The organism is Chryseobacterium ureilyticum (assembly GCF_900156735.1).
Classification (GTDB): Bacteria; Bacteroidota; Bacteroidia; order Flavobacteriales; family Weeksellaceae; genus Chryseobacterium; species Chryseobacterium ureilyticum.
Genome location: NZ_FTOL01000002.1, coordinates 298,101 through 316,470, shown reverse-complemented (window position 1 = coordinate 316,470; position 18,370 = coordinate 298,101). Strand labels below are relative to the sequence as shown.

The window sequence follows — 18,370 nt, the reverse complement described above, 5'->3', positions numbered from 1 at the left end:
GACATTTCGAAGAAATGGCTGGATTTTTTTATTGTAATTACTTCATTATGACAATGAGTATATCCTATATTTATTGTATATTTCCCAATCTTGTGGTATCGTTTTTGTTGTTTTTACCACAATCACCTGTAAAAATATTGAGATGAAAAAAATCTTTACTATTGCCGGATTAGTACTGATGACAGCATTTACAAATGCACAGATTGTTATCAATGAAATCTATGGAGGTAACGAAAGTTCCGGGTCTGTTTTTAAAAATAATTATATTGTTCTTAAAAATATAGGGACAACATTGGTTTCCTTAACGGGGGCAAGCATACAATATGCCCCAGCAATCGGGGCATTTACTCAATATCACACGTTACCGGATTTTACTTTAGGTCCCAATGAAACTTATCTTATCCAGGAAGCGGCTATTGAAGGTGGAGTAGAAAATCTGCCCACACCTAATTTTATAGCTACCACCATTAAAAATTTTGACGGAACCCCTAATAAATCTGTTGGAATAAAAATTTCAAATACATCAGGGAAAGTTGCATTAGCGGGAAATATTATTCAGGTTGCAAATCCTGATTCATCCAATGTCTTGGATTTTGTAGGCTATGGAGCTAATGCAGATCAGTTTAAAGGTGACGGTCCAGCTCCGTCTCCAACAGCATCAACGGCTATCAGAAGAACTCTTGAAAATAATAGTGATAATAGGGTGGACTTCTCAGCAGAAGGGATGGGGAAATCTGGTTTCATACAAAATCCTTTTGTAAAAGATGGAAAAGTAGTGTTTGATATGGAAATCAAAGATGTCAAAGTATATGATTCATACAGGCAGGTGGTGAAAAAATCTCCTACAAAATTTGCCTTAAATCTTGATATTACAGACCTTCCAAAAGGTACTTATATTGTGACGGGAACCATTAATAATGCTCCTATTTCACAAAAGATTATTAAAGATTAGTTTTTACATACCTATTGAAAAAGAAAGAACTGCTTATCATAAGCAGTTCTTTTTATATTAATACCATCCTCGTCTTGCCGCATTGATGATGGAACCTAGGTTTAGAACCAAAGTATATCTGATACGTTTGGCGTAATCTTTAAATGAAGGTTCAAATCCTAATGAAGACTGTATAGGGAAATACACTTCAAGAAAATCAGGAATGATTCTTACTTTGATGCCACTATCCCAAATGAATTTTGTTGGAAAATCTTTATTTTTATATACTCCAGCATCCGCATACACATGGAATATTTTCCAGATACTGGAATCTACATTCACAGACGTGATCCAGTGATTAACACTTCCAGGAAGAAAAGACTTAAATCCACCGTCTGCAAGGATAAACTGCTGTGAAAGAAGTCCGCTGCTGGCACTTTCTCCTAAAAGATTATAGGAAAATGTATAGTTGGAAACCCTTGAAATTCCGTAATTAAATAAATTATTTCGGGTATCGTTCCTTAAAAAGTATCCGGCAAATAAACGAACACTCAATTTTTGTTTTGGAGCAAATTCCCATCTGTAAAATCCTTCTGCCGTAATTTTATTGAAATCTTCCATTCCTTGTGTACTCAGGCTCAGGCTTTTTTCATGAATCATCTGGCTGTCACTGTAGCTATAGCCAAGCCCCCAAAGATTGTATTTTTTGTAATCGTCATTGGCTATCATGATCGGACTGAGGTCTCTTTCAAAGTAATTGTAAGAAAATCCGATACTTCTGCTTACCGTACTCCTTGGATTCTTTCTAAAGCTTAATGTTGAAAATGCAGACGCTTTTCTGTAAGCAAGATCATAATCATAATGAAAATAAGACCCGGAAACTCCAAACGTAAGACTTCGTATAATGCTTTCAGCAGGAAGAAAAGAGTAGGAAACCGCTCCTGAACCAGTTAATTTTCCTGTTCCGGTACTGTAAGTTGGAGTAAATGAGTACAGAAATTTTTGATCAAAGAATGACTGATTTTTTAAATTAACTCCAAGTAAAAATTTATCATACGTATTGTTAAAACGTACTCTTGGGCTGATGTAAATTTCGTTGTATTCAGGATTAGGAATATCCTTTATTAGCTTAAGCTTAAGTTTTTTTGTATTCGAAAATATTCCTTTTGCATAAAGAAAATTATCTCTGTAGCTTGATTCTGGGAAAATATAACCGCTATTTAAGGTGACTTTATAAATATTATCTGATGCAGGTAATGAAAAATCCTTGCTTCTTTCATTCTCCTCTGTTTCTATCCAATATGCTTTTCTTTCTCCGTTTCTGGTTTCAGTTTCAAGTTTTACAGGAATAGGCGCATCTGTATTTTTAGCAATTTTAATTTGCAGCGAATTATTTTCCTTTGTAATACGTTTCAATTTAAAATTGACTCTGTTTTTCTGTTTGAAAAACTGAGACAGATAATTGGTTGTTTTCTCCTTTTGAGCCAGGTCCTTCAGAAAATCATCGGGATCAATTCTCTTTCCGGTATTCTGTGAAACATAGTTTTTTATAAGTTCATTGAACGTTTGATCTCCTATTTTATCAGCAGAATAATTGAACAGACTTCCTGTTTCGAAACTGCTTATCGCCATATCATTGAAATTACTCAATACTCCAAAATCTTCATCTATTTTCTGATCCAGGTTTTGAAGCATAATATATTGATAGGCAAGCCCATATCGATCCAGAAGTTTTACTTTTGAAGCATGAAAGAATTTTAAAGGCTTGATTCCAAATATCTTGGATTCAGGCAAAGTTCCCAGAAGTTTAGTGTCTTTATAGAACTTTTTCAGATATTGAATCTCAAGATATGATTTCAAACCATTTTTAAACCAGTGATCTTTCTGTTTATCAGCAATAATGTTTTCATCAAGAATTTTTTTCGTGATAATTCCAAAATAATCAAGATCTGTTTTCTCTGCGTCTGTAAACAATTGGAACCTGAATTTCCAAAAAGTAATATCATTATTCCCGAAAAAATCTTCCTTTGCTCTGAACTTATCTGAAATAAAGAGACTCTTAGGTAGAGAACCGATTTTTTCTTTTAAAAACTTTAAATGAAGAGGTAGATAAAATTCAAGGTTCTGTTTTTCATCAGGCTTAAGATTATAGCCGAATTTGATTTCTGTATCTGTACCGTCAACATTGACTTTTATGATAGGAGAAGTATATGAGGAAATTGAGAACTCTGGGTCTGAATCAAGGTAACCTTTAAAAGAATTCATCTGGATTTGTGGTAAGTTACCCTCAATGAAAGTATTCACCGGAATATCAAAATTTATAGTCCAGAATGTATTAAAGCTTACGGGTTCTTCAATATCGTGGTAATTTCTCGGGGAAATATTGTCCGGATCAAAACGATCCGGAACAATAAAGAAATATTTTAATGCAATATTCTGTGCAGATGTACCATATCCCGTAAATTTTTTATCGGGAAGCTGCATCCTATACTGTAATTGCAATGTAATGCTTTCGCCTGGTTTTAATGCGTTTTTCAGAGGAATAAATAGATTTTCATCTGTAATTGTATCGACATGAATTTCCTGGTTTTCTGAATTTTTAATGTTCAGTTCAAGAAGTTTTCCCAGTTCATCATTTTTTGCAAAATGCAGATCATTATTCCTGTCTTCCAGTTTTCTGTAGACTAATGAGGTTCCCCGTCTGTTATATGCGGAAACCCAATTCAGAAGTTTTACAGTATTCAGGTCTTTGTCTGAATGATTGTAGTAAACTATTTCCTGGTTTACCTCAAAGGTTTTTCTGTCAGGAGACAGTTTCGCTCCAATATAAATACTGTCATTCTGTGCGGAAATCTGAATAATTCCACAAAACAAAATAAGGCAAAGGCTGATCTTTTTCAAATATCCGTGATAAAGCTCAAATATAACTTATTTTGTATATACTTTCTAGAATTTTAATTCTGAATTGCTTTTTTTTCCAAAGAATTAATATACGCATTCCAACCTTCAGTTTTATAAGTAACTGCAGCTGCGGCAGGGTCTTCAGACTTGTAGATTCCTCTTCCTACGATGATGAAATCTGTATGTAAAGTTTTGAAAACATGTTCCGGAGTATTGTATTGCTGTCCTTTTCCGTCTCCTGAATCTGCAAGATTTACTCCTGGCGTGAATAATAAAAGATCTTCAGGGATTTTATTCTGAGATACTCCACCTATTACATTCGGGTGAGATGCTGCTACTTTTAAAGCTTCCTCACGATAGCTAGCTGTGGTTAATGCTCCTTTTGATGACATGCCGACAATTGCTACTACTCCTACATTTTTGAAGCAGTCAAGTGATTCAAAGCCACCAATTACCTGAGATGTTACGAAATCTGCCCAGTCAGTAATTTTGAAAACTCCACTTGTGAATTGTAATTCCTGAGTGTTTCCAATATCTGCAAATTTCCTGTCCTCCATTAATAAGAACTGATGTTTTGCTGCAATTTCCTTTAGAGGAGTGATTGTCTTTTCATATTCAAAATCAGAAATAATATCGATATGCGTCTTTAATGCAATGATATGAGGACCTACTTTTTCAGCAAAATCAAGTAATTCCTGAGTGGTTGTAACATCAGCAGACGCAATAAGGTTCGATTTCTTTGCCAAAGCAGTCTCCAATAATTTTTTAGAAACAGAATGTTGAGCATTACTCAATTTTTGCTCATAAGATGCTCTGGTTTCCTCCTCAAACTGAATGTGATTCCCCAATAAGAAATCCTGAATTCTCTTTACTTCTTCATCAGACAATTCACCAGTTTCCTGAAGAATTCCACACACTTCAGAAATATTGAAAAGAGTATGTACTCTGTATCCTTTACTTTCCAGTAGTTGTTTTCCACCTTGTTCTCTGTCTAATACCACTACGATATCAGAAACTTTAAGGTCTTCCTGCTCTACTTCAGGAATAGTTTCCAGTAAAGATTTTCCGGAAGTGATCACGTCTTCTACCAATAGGCAGTTTTGCCCTTTCTGATAAATACCTTCAATCAATTTTTTGGTACCGTAGCTTTTCGCTTCTTTTCTTTTAATAATTAATGGAATATAGCTTTCCAATGACATGGCAGTCGCCATAGGAAGAGCTGCGTAAGGAACTCCACAGATTAAATCAAAATTATCCAATGGAAGCATTTCCAATAAATAATTAGCAAGATTTTTTAAGATTTTAGGATCGGAAGCCAATGGTCTTAAGTCTACATAAAAAGGGCTTTCTATACCACTCTTTAAAGTAAACCTTCCAAATTTAATGATTCCTAGCTTGTAGCACTCTAAGAAGAATTCTTTTTTACTTTCCATTATTTTTTATTAGATATTGCAAATTTAAGGATTTGAAATAAGGCTTAAAAATTTATCGCCTATTTGCTTAATAAAAAACCATCCTGAAGTACTCAGAATGGTTTTAAAAATATAATAAACTATTATTTTACGATTTCGGCATCAATGACTTGAGTGCCCTTATATTTTTGTTCAGCTTCCCAAAGTAAAAACTTGTCTACCTCTTTGATAAGCTTTGGAATCGTAAGGGATAAAACGGCAAGGTCATCCATTACTCCAAGGACCGGGATGGCAAATTCAGGAAGAAGGTCAATAGGAGAAATGACATACAAAATTCCTAAGAGCGGAAGAATAATGTCAATGGATTTCATAGGATAAACTCCTTTTCTCCATAATTTTACCATTCTGAAAATATCAGGGATCTTTTTGACAAAGCCCTTGTGATTGATGGCTTCTTTTGCAAGATTTAATTTTGAATATTTCATTTTGTGTTTGGATTTAAACAAATTTTTTAACAGTATAAATTTCACAAATCCTGTACCAACAAATTATAAAATTTAGTTAAAATTTATTTGATGATATTGTCAATAAACTGATGCACAGTTTCTGAGTCCCAATCTTTTGAAGCATCTTCCTTGATAAGGATTCTCCCTGTTTTATCTAAAAGAAAAGTAGTAGGAAATACTTTTGGAAGAATCTTTTCAGAAATAGGGCTTTGAGCGATATACACCGGAGCCGTATAATTATTTTCCTTTAAAAATTTTCTTACATCCTCTTCTTTGTCATTCATAGCAATGAGTACAAAGTTCACATTTTCCTTTCTTGTCTCATATAATTTCTGAATGCTTGGCCACTCTTTTCTGCATGGCGGGCACCAGGTTCCCCAAAAATTTAGGAAAACAGCTTTATCCTTAAGATTTTTAAGGTTCGTGCTGGGAACATTAATACCTTTAAGGTCTATGTCATAATCTTCTTCATTGATATGCACAGCATTTTCAATAGTAGCAATAGGGAAAAACTGATTTTTCAGAAAATCCCTTACTCCTGGTATGAAAGCCACGATACCAATAACGGCAATTATTATAATATAAATGATACCTTTTTTCATATTCTGTTTTTTATAACAGATCTAAGATTTCCTGAACGGCATCTTTACCTCTGTTTTTAGCATAATAAATCTGCAGGTCATTGTAGAAAGTATCTTTTGGATATCCTTCAGGATCTGCTTTGTATTTCATTAATAACTCATAACCATATTTCGGACGTGGTCCCCATGAATGTTTTACATTAAAATCCTTATCTAAAATAAGAACTTTAGGAATAGATTCCGTACCGTTGGTTAAAAATTTGTTGATTAGGCTTTTATCACTGTCTCTTAGAAAAACTCTGATGTCATTATGACCTTCAAAGAATTTAAAAAGGGCAGGAACCGTTGCACTGGCATCACCACACCAAGCTTCAGAGATTACGAGAATTTTCCCGTCAAAGTTTTTAGCTTCCAGTTCTTTTCTTTGGTCTTCATCCGGAACATACTTTTTAACAGTTCTGTCCATGCGTTGAAGTCCAAGTTCGTAATATTGTTTATATTCAGCTTCCTGTTCGTTAGCTGGATTTTCTAATCTTTCTTTTGCAATCTGAAGATATTCTTCAAATGAAATTCCTTTATCCCAGTAATTTTCCATTACCAAAAATATTTATGTTAAAAGTTATTGATATTTCTTGTTTTGTTGATCAAAAATAAATCTGCCAGTACAAATGCCGCAAGGCTTTCCACTACGGGAACTGCTCTTGGTACCACACATGGATCATGACGTCCTTTTCCTTCTACAATCACAGGGTTCCCATCTTTATCAATGCTGTCCTGAGGTCTTAAAATAGTAGCGACCGGTTTGAATGCCACACGGAAATAAATATCCATTCCGTTGGAAATTCCTCCCTGAATCCCTCCTGATAAATTTGATTTTGTAGTAAAGTCTGTATTGAAGGCATCATTATGCTCCTTTCCTGTCATTTTTGCACCACAGAAACCGCTTCCATATTCAAATCCTTTGCAGGCATTGATATTCAGCATTGCTTTTGCCAATTCTGCCTGAAGTTTTGAAAATATAGGTTCACCAATTCCTACAGGAACATTTTTGATTACGCAGGTAATGGTTCCTCCAATCGTATTTCCTTCTTTTTTGATTTCCTTGATTCTGGCAATCATTTTTTCTGCTGTTTCAGCATCCGGACAACGTACATCATTGCTTTCCGTTTGAGAAAAATCAAGAGCCTGATAGGGTTTTTCACAGAAGATATCACCTACAGACGAAACGTATGCATTGATCTCAATTTCCGGTAAAAGCTGCTTGGCAAGAGCTCCTGCCACAACCCAGTTCATCGTTTCCCTTGCAGAAGATTTCCCTCCGCCACGGTGATCTCTGAACCCAAATTTCTGATCGTATGTAAAATCTGCATGACTAGGACGATATGCACCAGCTATATGGTCATAATCCTTTGATTTCTGATTTTCATTTTCAATGATAAAACCGATGGGCGTACCTGTAGTTTTTCCATCAAAGATTCCTGAAAGAAACTTTACTGTGTCGCTTTCTTTTCTTTGTGTAACAATAGCTGACTGTCCGGGTTTTCTTCGGTTCAGTTCATATTGAACTTTTTCAAGATCTACCGCTAAACCAGCCGGAAAATTATTAATGATACCGCCGTAAGCCACTCCGTGACTTTCTCCAAATGTTGTAAGACTAAGAAGATTACCTAATGTGTTGAACATGATACAAAATTACCTTTTTTTCTTCAGATAATAAAGTTTCTGGATTTGTTCTATTTATCAACGTTTTCGATAGCATTAATCACACTTTCTGCTTCTCTTTTCTCATCGGAAGTCATTCTTTTCCAGATAAATCCTTTGCGAATATTATTTTTATCAATAGGTTGAGGGAAAATTCTGGCATTGATATCATCGTAAATAAAGCTTCGAGAGATGGCAGGAAGAGGAGTGTCAAAATTATAAGGATAGTTTTTGGAAGCATTGAATTGAAGATCCCCGACCTTAAAATGATCAGATTTTTTGTATTGATAAACAGAAGGTTGATAAAGTTGTTTCTGTTTAAATCCGGTCATGAAGTTTCCAAGTCTGAAGCTTGGAACGTATTGTTGAATAAGGTTTGGAAAAGAAAGTAATGAAATACATAATATGCTAAGCCCCGAAAAAATAATAATGGATTTTTTTTTGTCAAGAAACTCATAAAACAGAACAAAGAATATTACGATGAATACATCAATGAAAAATCTGTATTGAGCGGAGAATATTAAAACGAGTAGACTTTTTATTAATAATGAAATACAGATCAGTGTTATCAGTTTTCTCTTCTTGATCCATGCAAACAGACAAAAAGAAATTAAGCTGATGATTAAAAATATATTGATTATTGATTTTATACCTTTTAAAAAGAACCAGTTTTTAATATAATCAATTGTTGAGAACCTTTGGATTTCTTCATAAGAATATTGCATATCATAGGTTTTCATAATAGCATATTGAGAAGAGATTTTTAATACCTCAGGATTAGGTTTCCATGAAAAACCAAGATCAGCAAATGCTACAGGAAATACAGGATAACCGAATGTCCAGATGTTTTTAATAAAGAACAGTACTGAAATCAAGCTTCCAAAAAGTAAATTTTTACTATTCGCTTTCAATATAAGAATATTATAAAGGAATACTAATATTGGCAGCCAGATCATCGTAGGTTTTATAGCAAAAACAAAAGCCGAAAAAGCAAAGAGTAGGGCAGTTTTTTTATTTCCTACAAGAATCTCATTTAAAATAATTAAAGAAAAAATCAACACAGGCAGATCCGGACTTGGTGATTGAGAAAACAAGAGGAATATAGGTAAAGCACACAGCTGAATCCAGCTTTTCCTTTCAATAATATAGAAGGTGTAAATGATAAGCAGGATAGAATTTATTCTTAGAAATGGATCAGAAAAATTTGAAAATCCTGCCTGAAAGATATGCCACATCGACATTTGTCCCAAAATAAGATCAAGATTCGATATGCCTTTAATTAATCCATATTCCGTAATCCATTTGATCGTTGGAACGTAATACCCAAAATGATCTAAAATATAAGGATAAAACGAACCGGCAAAGAAAATGATGATAGAGGTAATGGCTCCTAAGAAAAAATCTTTTCGTGTAAATCTGTAAAATTCCAGATAAAGCTTTTCCTTGAAAAAATAGAGTAATCCTAGCGAAATTGTAATGATTTCTACATAAATATTTAAAGGAATAAGAAAAGAAATTAAAGTCCAAAGAATGCTTATCCCCATAATTCCGGATAAAATTTTCCCAGACACGTCAGTAAATAAAGTACCGAAAATATTTTCCATGATCTTTCCCAGTCCTGCTAAGGCTGAAATAATTAAAATGGAAGAAAAAATAAGCAGTATCATAAAAAAAGATTGCCTAAAAATAAGCAATCTTTATATGTTATTGTGAAAAAATATTATCTGCGGGGTTGTACTCTTCCGTCCTTTCTATCCTGTGATCTACCGATTGTATATCCTGTAGCACCACCTACAACACGACCTATCACGGCTCCGAGTCCTCTGTTTTTCTTAGCAATGATAGCACCGGCTGCTGCGCCTCCTACAGTACCAATGATAGTTCCTTTAGCAGCTTTACTCATTCCTTTTTTCTGAGTTGTACCTTGTGAAGAACCATTTCCGTTATCTGCATATCCACCGTTACTGCCACCTCCTGAGTTAGAATTAGAACTTCGGTCTCTATATACAGTTCTTGTTTCTCTGATTACTTTAGGCTTTGAATTATTTTCAGCAGTTGCTTTTGCTTTTTTGCTTTCAGAGATACTGTCTGCTTTCTTCTGAGCTTCATACACTAGTTTTTCCTTTTCAATGGCTAGTTTTTGTCTTTCAATATCAAGCTGTCTTGCCTGGAATTCAAGTTTTTGTTGTTCCAGTGATTTCTCAGCAGTTCTGTCATCCTTCTTGCAGGCTGTTATCAAAAAAACAGATAAAAAACCTGCTGCTACTATCTTTTTCATAATTCAAATTTTAATAAGCTTAAGCCAAAACGGTTTTAGCTTTATTTTTATTCTCAATTATGGAGCCAAATTTTAGTTAAAGAAAGTTAAAGTTTATAGTGAAAAAGAACCTATTCATTTAAAATCTTTATAAATTTCCTTTAAAGAAAGCATATTTTGAGGATTTGGGTATGAAGTTTGTGAGGGGCATAAAAAATAATCTTTTTAAGAGAGATTCATTATCGTTTTCTTTTTGGCTACGAAATTTTATTTCATTGTATTTGTAATTTTTAGTTAATCAAGAGTTTTTATTGAGTTCATTTAGATTGATTACTTTTGAACAACAAAATTACTTTAATATGAGAAAATCAATTTTTACAGTTTCAGCTGTTATTGGATTATTAGCTGTTACTACTTCGTTTTCTTCCACAGATGTAGTGGAAGGTCCATCAAAAGTTCGTTCAGAAGTATCAGACAAGAAAGTGGTAAAGACTTACCCTGTTCGTTATGGGCTTCTTTCTAAGAGCGGAACAAAGATTCTTTCAGGTTCAGGATTTGATCTTGGAGGATTTGTTGCAAAGAATACGGTTACAGGTGAAGAGTATTTTAGTGACAGATATCACGACCGTGCGCTTCCGCAATTTTCTGAAGAAGATCTTCCGGAGGGAACTTATGAATTTTCAGGAATCCAGGGACAAGGTGGCTGGGTAGGTTATGGAACGATAGTTGCTGCTGTTTCTGATGAAAATTTAGATGCAGACGGGTATATCACGATATATGTTCCGATTACATGGGAAGAATAACTTTGTGAAAACAAAAATATTTGTCTAAATTTACCAATCCTCGAAAAGAGGATTTTTTTATCAAATCATGACTATAATACGTTGTTCCGTTTATCATATGTTGAAATTTTATTTAAAAAAATGATCCAAAGATAAATGTGAATAATATGACGATATTCTGTTTGGATTTTTCTAAATAGATTTTTTTCATCATTTGTGTTTTTTGGGCCTCCTGAATGGGGGCCTTTTCTTTTGAGATTTTACACAATTAATGATATGGGTTTATGATCCTACTCATATTATTGAGGATATAAATTGGGTAAATTTGAATCAGAATCTAAGAGAAACATTTTCTATTCCATATTATCCTTATGATAACAAAAACTCCTCAAAATGAGGAGTTTTATTATTTTAAAGTTTTAAGGTAATTTTTATTTTGCTAATCAGACGATGGATTTTGTTGGTCTGATAGTCCAAAAGCTGAAAAATTTCCTGAGGATCAGCATATTTTTCAGGGACTGTCTGATTATTTATTTTTTTGATTCCTCTTCTTTTCATCGTCTCGTGGATCACTTTTGCAAATGAAACTTTCGCGCTTTGCTTTGCGGCTTGCTGTGAAATCCCTTTTGCATGAAGCCTGTATAAATATAAAGGTTCTTTAATATATTTTACATCACCATGTTCAAGAATTTTTAAATACAGATCCTGATCAACTGCACTTTTTAACTCTGGATTGATCCCGGAGGTTTTGAGATAAGTATCTTTTTTAAAAGCGAAAAAGTGTGCGAATTGAATAGGACAGTTGAAGAAATAACGATCATTGTATATTTGCTTAGTGCTGGCGAAAACTTTATCAGGAACCAGCGCATCATTGCATAGCATCATTTGAGAGTAAGATGCTACAATATAATTTTGAACGGTAAATTCTTGAATTATTTTTTCTATAGCTTCGGGGTATAGTGCATCATCAGGATCAAGATAGGCACATATTTCTCCATTTGCATATTCCATACATTCCCTTTTCGTAAAACCACATCCCTGGTTAATAGAGTTGTGGTATATTCTGAAGCGGGGATCGTCTTTTATTAAGGATTGTATAATTTCTATAGAATTGTCTGTTGAAGCATCATCTACAATTATGGCTTCCCAGTTTTCGTAGGTCTGATTGATTAACGAATTATAGCAGTCCTTAAAGTACTTTCCATTATTATAGTTGGCTATAAGTATAGAAAATTTTATCACAATATTTTGAGTTAATTTATGTAAATATATTAAATTCTGAGCATTAAACCTTTGTTTTTGGTCATAGGATATATGCTTTTTTCTCTTATATTATAAGGTGATAAGAAATAATATTAACACTTTATGAGTGTAGTCATAAATATAATAAAACGATTATATCTAATTTCGGGAAGGAATTAAAAAATTGATTTTATTTCTGATATAAAATTTTTTTTCATCATTTGTGTTTTTTGAGGCCTCTTTCGGGAGGCTTTTTGGTTGTGATGCTCTCATATTTTATTCATCAAATAGAATTCTGCCATCAAAAGGATGGTCCCATGTTATAAATATGCTGTCATTGAGCCTATGTACCGGAGCCTGTATCATTTCGTATTCTCCTTTTTCATTTAATTTCTGTACAATAAGATTGATGCCTTCACCTATTTCATTTATTTTGAACTCAATCTGGTATTGTTTTTCACTATTTTCTGTAAAATCTGTTGTGTTGAAATTTTTGTGTGACATGATTTTCAATTTAGAGGGTTTAGTAAATAGAAGAATAAATTATGCCAAATAGTGAGTTTTATAGGATGATTATATGAAGTGAAGGTCTTTGTTAAATTTATTTCATTTTACTAATTAATTAAAATGTTATTTTTTTTTAATTATATAATTTTCATGTATTTTTTTCTTGATGTATTTATTTGTTATTTAGATTTATTAAATATTGATTATTTTTTTTTAATGTATGTTAATTTATGTTTTTAAATGTAATAGTTAAAAAGTGAATTTGAAAAAAAAAGTAGTTATTTTTTTGAAATTTGTAAATATTGGCACGATTTTTCAATATACAAACGCAACTCATGTTTAATTTGAGTTTTCATGGTTATTAGTTTTTATCCTCGGAATTTCCGAGGATTTTTTTTTGCCTATATGACGCTACTCATAAAAGGTTAGGTATTCTTGTTGTTACCTTTGAACAGATAATTTTCTATCCATCATTACTTTTTGTATTATTTATAAAGCTTCTCCACGGAAATAGAGAGGCTTTTATATTGAAAGATGTTGCTAGTTGTTGAGAATGCTTTTTTATATTTCGATTTTCTCATGGAAGGCAATATTTTCTTTTTCGAGCTGAGCGATGTAAGCTTGCGGATTTTCTTTTCTGCTGTAGAGGAATACTTCGGTGGGAATAATGTTGCTACTTGCTGTTGGGATAGTCTCTTTATTTTCTTATGGTGTGCAGTTTTACTTTTTTCATGGGTAGGCTTTATATGCAAGTTTGTAGAAAAAAGAATAATATGCTTTGTGGATTTCCGTAAAACCCGAACTTGGTTTTATTTAAGAATGTGCATAAAAAAACCTCTAAATAAAATTTAGAGGTTTTGTGAGGTACCTAGCGGATTCGAACCGCTGTAGATGGTGTTGCAGACCACTGCCTAGCCGCTCGGCCAAAGTACCATGTTTTACCATTTTTGAGGTGTGCAAATATAGCTAAATTTCTATACAAACCAAAGTTTTTATGCAATTTCTTTCTTTCCCAGACTATCAATTTCGCTTTTTGATTGAATTTCAGTCATATAATTTTTTAGATTAATTACACGTGTATAGCTCCAGCTATCATGCCATCCGTTTACTCCAAGAAAAGAGAGTCCATCAAAAGGAACAATTCTGGAAAGAGTTCTGTACAAGATTTGTTGGGTAGTTGGTTGGGTACCATCTGTACTGATTACTTTGGTTCCTGTAATATACTTTGAAATAGTTCTCCCGTCTAAATATTTTTCCATTAGAAAATAATAAAGGAGATAGTTGATATTTCCTCTAAATAATCCCCATAAAAGGCTTCCATTATTATAGAAGTAGAACAATTCAATTGAAGTTATTTTATAAAGAAAATGGCAAATAATGGAGAGTAGATAATTGATAATATATATAATGATAACATCTATGAAATTATTGGCAAGTCTAATCCATAATGAAGCCTTATTGTATTCAACAATATTTAAAATTCTTTTCATGGTTGGTTATTAGTTTTTTAAGTTGGGTTTTATTGATGTTTTTAAAACCCGTTAACAAGAAGTTTTAATGTAGCATTAGTATCAATAACAGCAGTAATTCCTGTGCTGTTAAGAAGGATTTTGCTTGGCTTTAGGTTAAATACCTTTCCACTTATTTTTAAACCCTTATAATATTCTTTATTGAAAGCTTCTTCAATACTTTTTCTAGAGGTTTCTTCGAGTTCCTGTGTGGGAATTCCATATTCTTCTTCAATCATCTTAATAATTTTCCCCTGAAATAGAACGGATGCCGTTTTTTGAAGAATATTCATTGTTTTCAGTTTGAATTTGGTATCAGAAAGAACAATTTTCCTTTTAGCTTCATCATAAACAGGAATTCCTGAAATGACAGAAGTTCCTTTGATATAACCATCTGTCTGAGCTTCAATTATGATTCTGTCATCCACTCCATATACTCTGATGTCTGTTACTTTTACCTTTGAGTCACGAATGTCAAATTCTTTATTTAAAAATGTTTTTCTTGCCATATTACTAGCTTCCGTAAAAGGAATATTTGCGGTAGTTTGTAATATAAACTTATCTGCAACAGTAGGGGAAAAGTTAAAATTAGTCGCTGAAGTTACAGGTAGAGAAGCAGCTGGTTTGTTTCCGGTAAAGGTTTCTGAATAAATATCAATTCCAAGGGTTGCATTGATTTGATTTCCATAGAATTTCAACGGAGTAATATTCACACCTACAGGGCTTATTTTTAACCAGGTATTGTATTCTTCAGATATATTGAATGGTTGTAAAAAAGTATTCCAAGCCATCACAGCGTATTGTTGAAAATTCAATTGAGTAGCCATTTGCTGATCGATGGTTTTACAGAATTTTTCCTGTTGTTCCTTAAGGCTTTTTTCAACAATAGGTGTGATAGGGATCTGTATTCTTCCATAATCCAATACAGGTTTTGTTACCCATCGGAATCCGTTAGGTCGGGTGCTGGTGGTAATTGTCCAGTTGTTTTTAAAAGTCACAGTCGTATTGAATGACATTACCGTTTCAAACGTAGTATTCTGATAGGTGTAAACGCCCAGGGTCCCAAGTCCTTTTTCTGCCCATATTTTTAACGGAACTTCAATCAAAAGGTTTTGGCTTGTTCCTCCTACCAAACGGATAGGTCTCGTTTTCCAGACTTTTACTTTAAACTGATCATTATTGTTATCCGTGTAGGAATCATCCTGATAGACAAGATCCTTTACAGAAGCATTGATCATATTGCTGAGTTCCGATAATGGAATTGTCACAGGCATGGTAATACTGGATTTTATCTTTGGGAAATTATAATTTGCCAACTGATTATCAACGCCGGATTGACCAAAAGCGTTGATACATACTACTAGAAATAATATTTTAAAGAGTCTCAATTTTGTATTTTTTATAAAGCGAAAATAATAATTTTAATTTTCAGGTTTGAATCCTTTTTCCAACTCAATACTAGCACCTTTCATTTCTCCCTGCATTGGCGGAGCTGTTTTGGTGAGCTTAAGCTTGATATAATCTATTTGCGGAAAACGATCATGAATTTTTGAAATAATTCTTCCTGCCACATGTTCCAGCAGTTTTGATTTGATCTTCATTTCACTATGTAGGATATCATTGATGTCTGCATAGCTTATGGTGTCATTCAGATCATCAGATTCTGAAGCCTTCCACAGATCGGTGTGAAGTTCTACATTTAAAATATAATAGGTGCCAATAATGTTTTCTTCAGGTAAAACTCCATGGTAGGCATATATTTTTACATCTTCAAGGTATATCTTGCTCATTGTTTCTAATTTTTACTAAGCAAAAATCGTCTTAATTCTTCAAAATCTGAATTTATTTCAATAGTTTTTTTCTCCTTTTTCATCAGATCATTAAGAGATGCAGGGATCTCAATTTTTGTTTTAACGGCTTTTTCTACTGCCTCAGGGAATTTTACTGGGTGAGCTGTTCCTAAAATGAATCCTTTTTTACCTGGATTTTCTTTAAGATATTGCTCTAATGAAGCAAATGCAACAGCACTGTGCGGATCAAGAATATATTGGTGTTTTTCATAAACATCCGTAATTGTCTGCATGGTTTTTTGATCATCAATAGTGCATGCTGAAATTTTATTTTTTAAAGCATCAAATTCATTATTGAAAAGTTCCAGAATTCTTACAAAATTACTGGGATCTCCTACATCCATCGCATTAGATAAAGTGGCAACAGCTTTTTTAGGATTAAAATTCCCTGTTTTGAAATATTGAGGGATAATATCATTAGAATTACAGGCTGCAATAAAATGCTCAGCCGGAAGACCTCGTACATGAGCCAGAAGCCCGGCACAGATATTTCCGAAATTCCCGCTTGGAACGCATATTACGGGTAATTCTTTTTCTAATTGCTGCCATTGCTTTAAAGCTAATAAATAATAGATTTGCTGAGGAAGCCATCTTGCAATATTGATTGAATTGGCGGATGTTAAAAACAACTGACTGTTGATTTCTTCGTTAGAAAAAGCCTGTTTTACTAAACTCTGACAATCATCAAAACTTCCGTTAACTTCCAGTGCATAAATATTTTTTCCCAATGCAGTAAGTTGTTTTTCCTGTACGGGGCTTACTCTGTTTTTAGGATATAGAATCACAACATCAATTCCGGGAAGATTGTAGAAACCATCTGCAACAGCACCACCTGTATCACCTGAAGTAGCTACAAGGACAGTAACTTTCTTATCCTGATCTTTTAAAAAGTAAGATAAACATCTGCTCATGAATCTTGCGCCAATATCTTTAAAGGCTAGGGTAGGACCATGAAAAAGTTCCAGAATTGATATTTTATCATTTATTTTTTTCAATGGAATATCAAAGCTAATGGTTTCAGTAATAATGTTTTTTAATACTTCTGAAGGAATTTCATCATTAATAAAACTTCTCATGCATTGGTAAGCGATCTCTTCATCAGAATACTGTGAAAGATTCTGAATGAATTTTTCATCAAATTGGGGAATGTTTTCAGGGAAAAATAATCCTTTGTCTTTACCTTGTCCTTTTATGGTTGCAGTCTTGAAATTAACTTGTTCCTGACTGTCCTTTAAATTATAGTATTTCATTTGTTTTAATGTGATTAGGTTATTCAATGATTTCAATCCCGACTGGATTTATTTTTGAAACATATACAAAGCTTTCGATCTTCATTTCATCATATATTGATTTCATAAGTGCTGCAATTTTTTCAGCAGTTTCCTTTTGTTCTGCTAACATGAAGATAGAAGGTCCTGATCCTGAAATTCCACCACCAAGAGCTCCCATTTCAAGACTTTTCCTTTTAACGTCATCAAATCCAGGAATTAAAATACTTCGTACAGGTTCTATAATGACATCATTTAGACTTCTTCCGATCAGTGCAAAATCATTTTTCTGAATTCCGGCTACCAGTCCGGCAATATTTCCCCATTGTTCAACTGCACTTTTTAAAGTGATATTTTTTTTGAGTATCTGTCTTGAATCGGATGTTTTTACTTCTACCTGAGGATGTACTGCTGTTACAAACAAATCGGGGGAGTTCAAAGGAATAATATCTATTGGACTTGTTGATTTTACTAACGTAATTCCTCCATAAATACAAGGTGCAATATTGTCGGCATGCCGCACTCCCGAGGCAAGTTCTTCTCCAAACATGGCGAAATGTACCATCTCATCTTTTGACATGATATTTTCTAGTACAATATTAGCTCCCAGTGCGGCTCCGGCGGCGCTAGCCGCACTGGAGCCGAGCCCGCTACCTGGTTTTATATGTTTATGAATGATAACTTCAAAACCGGTTTGTAAGTTAAAATGCTCCTGGATTTTTAAAAGCACAATCCCTGCAACATTTTTAGACGGTTCTTCAGGAAGTCCGAACTGATCTTTATGTTTTATAATAACCTCAGGAGTTTCCAGTAATCCGATCTCCATTTCATCATAAGGCTCATGAATTGCCATACCCAGAATATCAAACCCACAAACAAGATTAGCTACAGTAGCCGGGATTTTTAGTTTTACTTTTTTCATAT

The 18,370-nt window shown here is 33.5% G+C and carries 17 protein-coding genes and 1 tRNA gene; 2 read left to right on the top strand and 16 right to left on the bottom strand.

Going from position 1 to position 18,370, the window contains the following annotated elements:
• Window positions 1-142: 142 nt before the first annotated feature.
• Window positions 143-952 (top strand): lamin tail domain-containing protein, encoded by an 810-nt coding sequence (locus BW983_RS07660; protein WP_076551325.1) that lies wholly within the window; start codon window positions 143-145, stop codon window positions 950-952.
• A 57-nt stretch (window positions 953-1,009) separates the two neighbouring features.
• On the opposite strand, the gene BW983_RS07655 is transcribed toward BW983_RS07660, so the two are convergent.
• From BW983_RS07655 to BW983_RS07620, 8 genes are all read right to left on the bottom strand, one after another.
• Entirely contained in the window at window positions 1,010-3,832 is a 2,823-nt protein-coding gene (locus BW983_RS07655) for a gluzincin family metallopeptidase (protein ID WP_076551323.1), read from the bottom strand.
• A gap of 53 nt (window positions 3,833-3,885) precedes the next feature.
• Window positions 3,886-5,265 (bottom strand): orotidine-5'-phosphate decarboxylase, encoded by a 1,380-nt coding sequence (pyrF, locus tag BW983_RS07650; protein ID WP_076551321.1) that lies wholly within the window; start codon window positions 5,263-5,265, stop codon window positions 3,886-3,888.
• 122 nt (window positions 5,266-5,387) lie between these two features.
• Window positions 5,388-5,729, bottom strand: a complete 342-nt coding sequence (locus tag BW983_RS07645; protein WP_076551320.1) for a YkvA family protein — start codon at window positions 5,727-5,729, stop codon at window positions 5,388-5,390.
• 83 nt (window positions 5,730-5,812) lie between these two features.
• Window positions 5,813-6,352 carry a TlpA family protein disulfide reductase gene (locus BW983_RS07640; RefSeq protein WP_076551318.1) on the bottom strand — a complete coding sequence of 180 codons (540 nt, stop codon included), beginning with the start codon at window positions 6,350-6,352 and terminating at the stop codon, window positions 5,813-5,815.
• Between the two features lie 10 nt (window positions 6,353-6,362).
• Window positions 6,363-6,926, bottom strand: a complete 564-nt coding sequence (locus BW983_RS07635) for a thioredoxin family protein (protein WP_076551316.1) — start codon at window positions 6,924-6,926, stop codon at window positions 6,363-6,365.
• A 17-nt stretch (window positions 6,927-6,943) separates the two neighbouring features.
• On the bottom strand, window positions 6,944-8,014 hold the full coding sequence (gene aroC / locus BW983_RS07630; RefSeq protein WP_065395093.1) for a chorismate synthase: 1,071 nt from the start codon (window positions 8,012-8,014) through the stop codon (window positions 6,944-6,946).
• A gap of 50 nt (window positions 8,015-8,064) precedes the next feature.
• Window positions 8,065-9,699, bottom strand: a complete 1,635-nt coding sequence (locus BW983_RS07625) for an LIC_10190 family membrane protein (RefSeq protein ID WP_076551315.1) — start codon at window positions 9,697-9,699, stop codon at window positions 8,065-8,067.
• A 53-nt stretch (window positions 9,700-9,752) separates the two neighbouring features.
• Window positions 9,753-10,310: a glycine zipper domain-containing protein gene (locus BW983_RS07620; RefSeq protein WP_076551313.1), complete on the bottom strand. Its 558-nt coding sequence runs from the start codon at window positions 10,308-10,310 to the stop codon at window positions 9,753-9,755.
• Window positions 10,311-10,648: 338 nt separating this feature from the next.
• Between BW983_RS07620 and BW983_RS07615 the strand changes: the two genes are divergently transcribed.
• Window positions 10,649-11,092: a hypothetical protein gene (locus BW983_RS07615; protein ID WP_076551312.1), complete on the top strand. Its 444-nt coding sequence runs from the start codon at window positions 10,649-10,651 to the stop codon at window positions 11,090-11,092.
• Window positions 11,093-11,482: 390 nt separating this feature from the next.
• On the opposite strand, the gene BW983_RS07610 is transcribed toward BW983_RS07615, so the two are convergent.
• From BW983_RS07610 to BW983_RS07570, 8 genes are all read right to left on the bottom strand, one after another.
• Entirely contained in the window at window positions 11,483-12,313 is an 831-nt protein-coding gene (locus BW983_RS07610; protein WP_228408982.1) for a glycosyltransferase family 2 protein, read from the bottom strand.
• A 276-nt stretch (window positions 12,314-12,589) separates the two neighbouring features.
• Window positions 12,590-12,817, bottom strand: a complete 228-nt coding sequence (locus BW983_RS07605; protein WP_076551309.1) for a glutathione synthase — start codon at window positions 12,815-12,817, stop codon at window positions 12,590-12,592.
• An 865-nt stretch (window positions 12,818-13,682) separates the two neighbouring features.
• Window positions 13,683-13,753, bottom strand: a tRNA-Cys gene (locus BW983_RS07595).
• Between the two features lie 59 nt (window positions 13,754-13,812).
• Window positions 13,813-14,310 (bottom strand): RDD family protein, encoded by a 498-nt coding sequence (locus BW983_RS07590; RefSeq protein WP_076551306.1) that lies wholly within the window; start codon window positions 14,308-14,310, stop codon window positions 13,813-13,815.
• Between the two features lie 41 nt (window positions 14,311-14,351).
• The gene (locus BW983_RS07585; RefSeq protein WP_076551304.1) at window positions 14,352-15,716 is read right to left on the bottom strand and encodes a DUF4403 family protein; all 1,365 of its coding nucleotides are present in this window, start codon (window positions 15,714-15,716) and stop codon (window positions 14,352-14,354) included.
• A gap of 33 nt (window positions 15,717-15,749) precedes the next feature.
• Window positions 15,750-16,118, bottom strand: coding sequence for a dihydroneopterin aldolase (gene folB / locus BW983_RS07580; RefSeq protein WP_076551303.1), 369 nt, complete (start codon window positions 16,116-16,118; stop codon window positions 15,750-15,752).
• 5 nt (window positions 16,119-16,123) lie between these two features.
• Window positions 16,124-17,428, bottom strand: a complete 1,305-nt coding sequence (gene thrC / locus BW983_RS07575; RefSeq protein ID WP_076551763.1) for a threonine synthase — start codon at window positions 17,426-17,428, stop codon at window positions 16,124-16,126.
• A 19-nt stretch (window positions 17,429-17,447) separates the two neighbouring features.
• Complete coding sequence (locus BW983_RS07570; RefSeq protein WP_076551301.1) at window positions 17,448-18,368, bottom strand: homoserine kinase; 921 nt, start codon at window positions 18,366-18,368, stop codon at window positions 17,448-17,450.
• Window positions 18,369-18,370: the final 2 nt, after the last annotated feature.

Bases quoted from the DNA above. Each gene is read 5' to 3' on its own strand.
- BW983_RS07660 (WP_076551325.1), top strand. From the start codon at position 143: ATGAAAAAAATCTTTACTATTGCCGGATTAGTACTGATGACAGCATTT.
- pyrF (WP_076551321.1), bottom strand. From the start codon at position 5,265: ATGGAAAGTAAAAAAGAATTCTTCTTAGAGTGCTACAAGCTAGGAATC.
- BW983_RS07645 (WP_076551320.1), bottom strand. From the start codon at position 5,729: ATGAAATATTCAAAATTAAATCTTGCAAAAGAAGCCATCAATCACAAG.
- BW983_RS07640 (WP_076551318.1), bottom strand. From the start codon at position 6,352: ATGAAAAAAGGTATCATTTATATTATAATAATTGCCGTTATTGGTATC.
- BW983_RS07635 (WP_076551316.1), bottom strand. From the start codon at position 6,926: ATGGAAAATTACTGGGATAAAGGAATTTCATTTGAAGAATATCTTCAG.
- aroC (WP_065395093.1), bottom strand. From the start codon at position 8,014: ATGTTCAACACATTAGGTAATCTTCTTAGTCTTACAACATTTGGAGAA.
- BW983_RS07625 (WP_076551315.1), bottom strand. From the start codon at position 9,699: ATGATACTGCTTATTTTTTCTTCCATTTTAATTATTTCAGCCTTAGCA.
- BW983_RS07620 (WP_076551313.1), bottom strand. From the start codon at position 10,310: ATGAAAAAGATAGTAGCAGCAGGTTTTTTATCTGTTTTTTTGATAACA.
- BW983_RS07615 (WP_076551312.1), top strand. From the start codon at position 10,649: ATGAGAAAATCAATTTTTACAGTTTCAGCTGTTATTGGATTATTAGCT.
- BW983_RS07605 (WP_076551309.1), bottom strand. From the start codon at position 12,817: ATGTCACACAAAAATTTCAACACAACAGATTTTACAGAAAATAGTGAA.
- BW983_RS07590 (WP_076551306.1), bottom strand. From the start codon at position 14,310: ATGAAAAGAATTTTAAATATTGTTGAATACAATAAGGCTTCATTATGG.
- folB (WP_076551303.1), bottom strand. From the start codon at position 16,118: ATGAGCAAGATATACCTTGAAGATGTAAAAATATATGCCTACCATGGA.
- thrC (WP_076551763.1), bottom strand. From the start codon at position 17,428: ATGAAATACTATAATTTAAAGGACAGTCAGGAACAAGTTAATTTCAAG.
- BW983_RS07570 (WP_076551301.1), bottom strand. From the start codon at position 18,368: ATGAAAAAAGTAAAACTAAAAATCCCGGCTACTGTAGCTAATCTTGTT.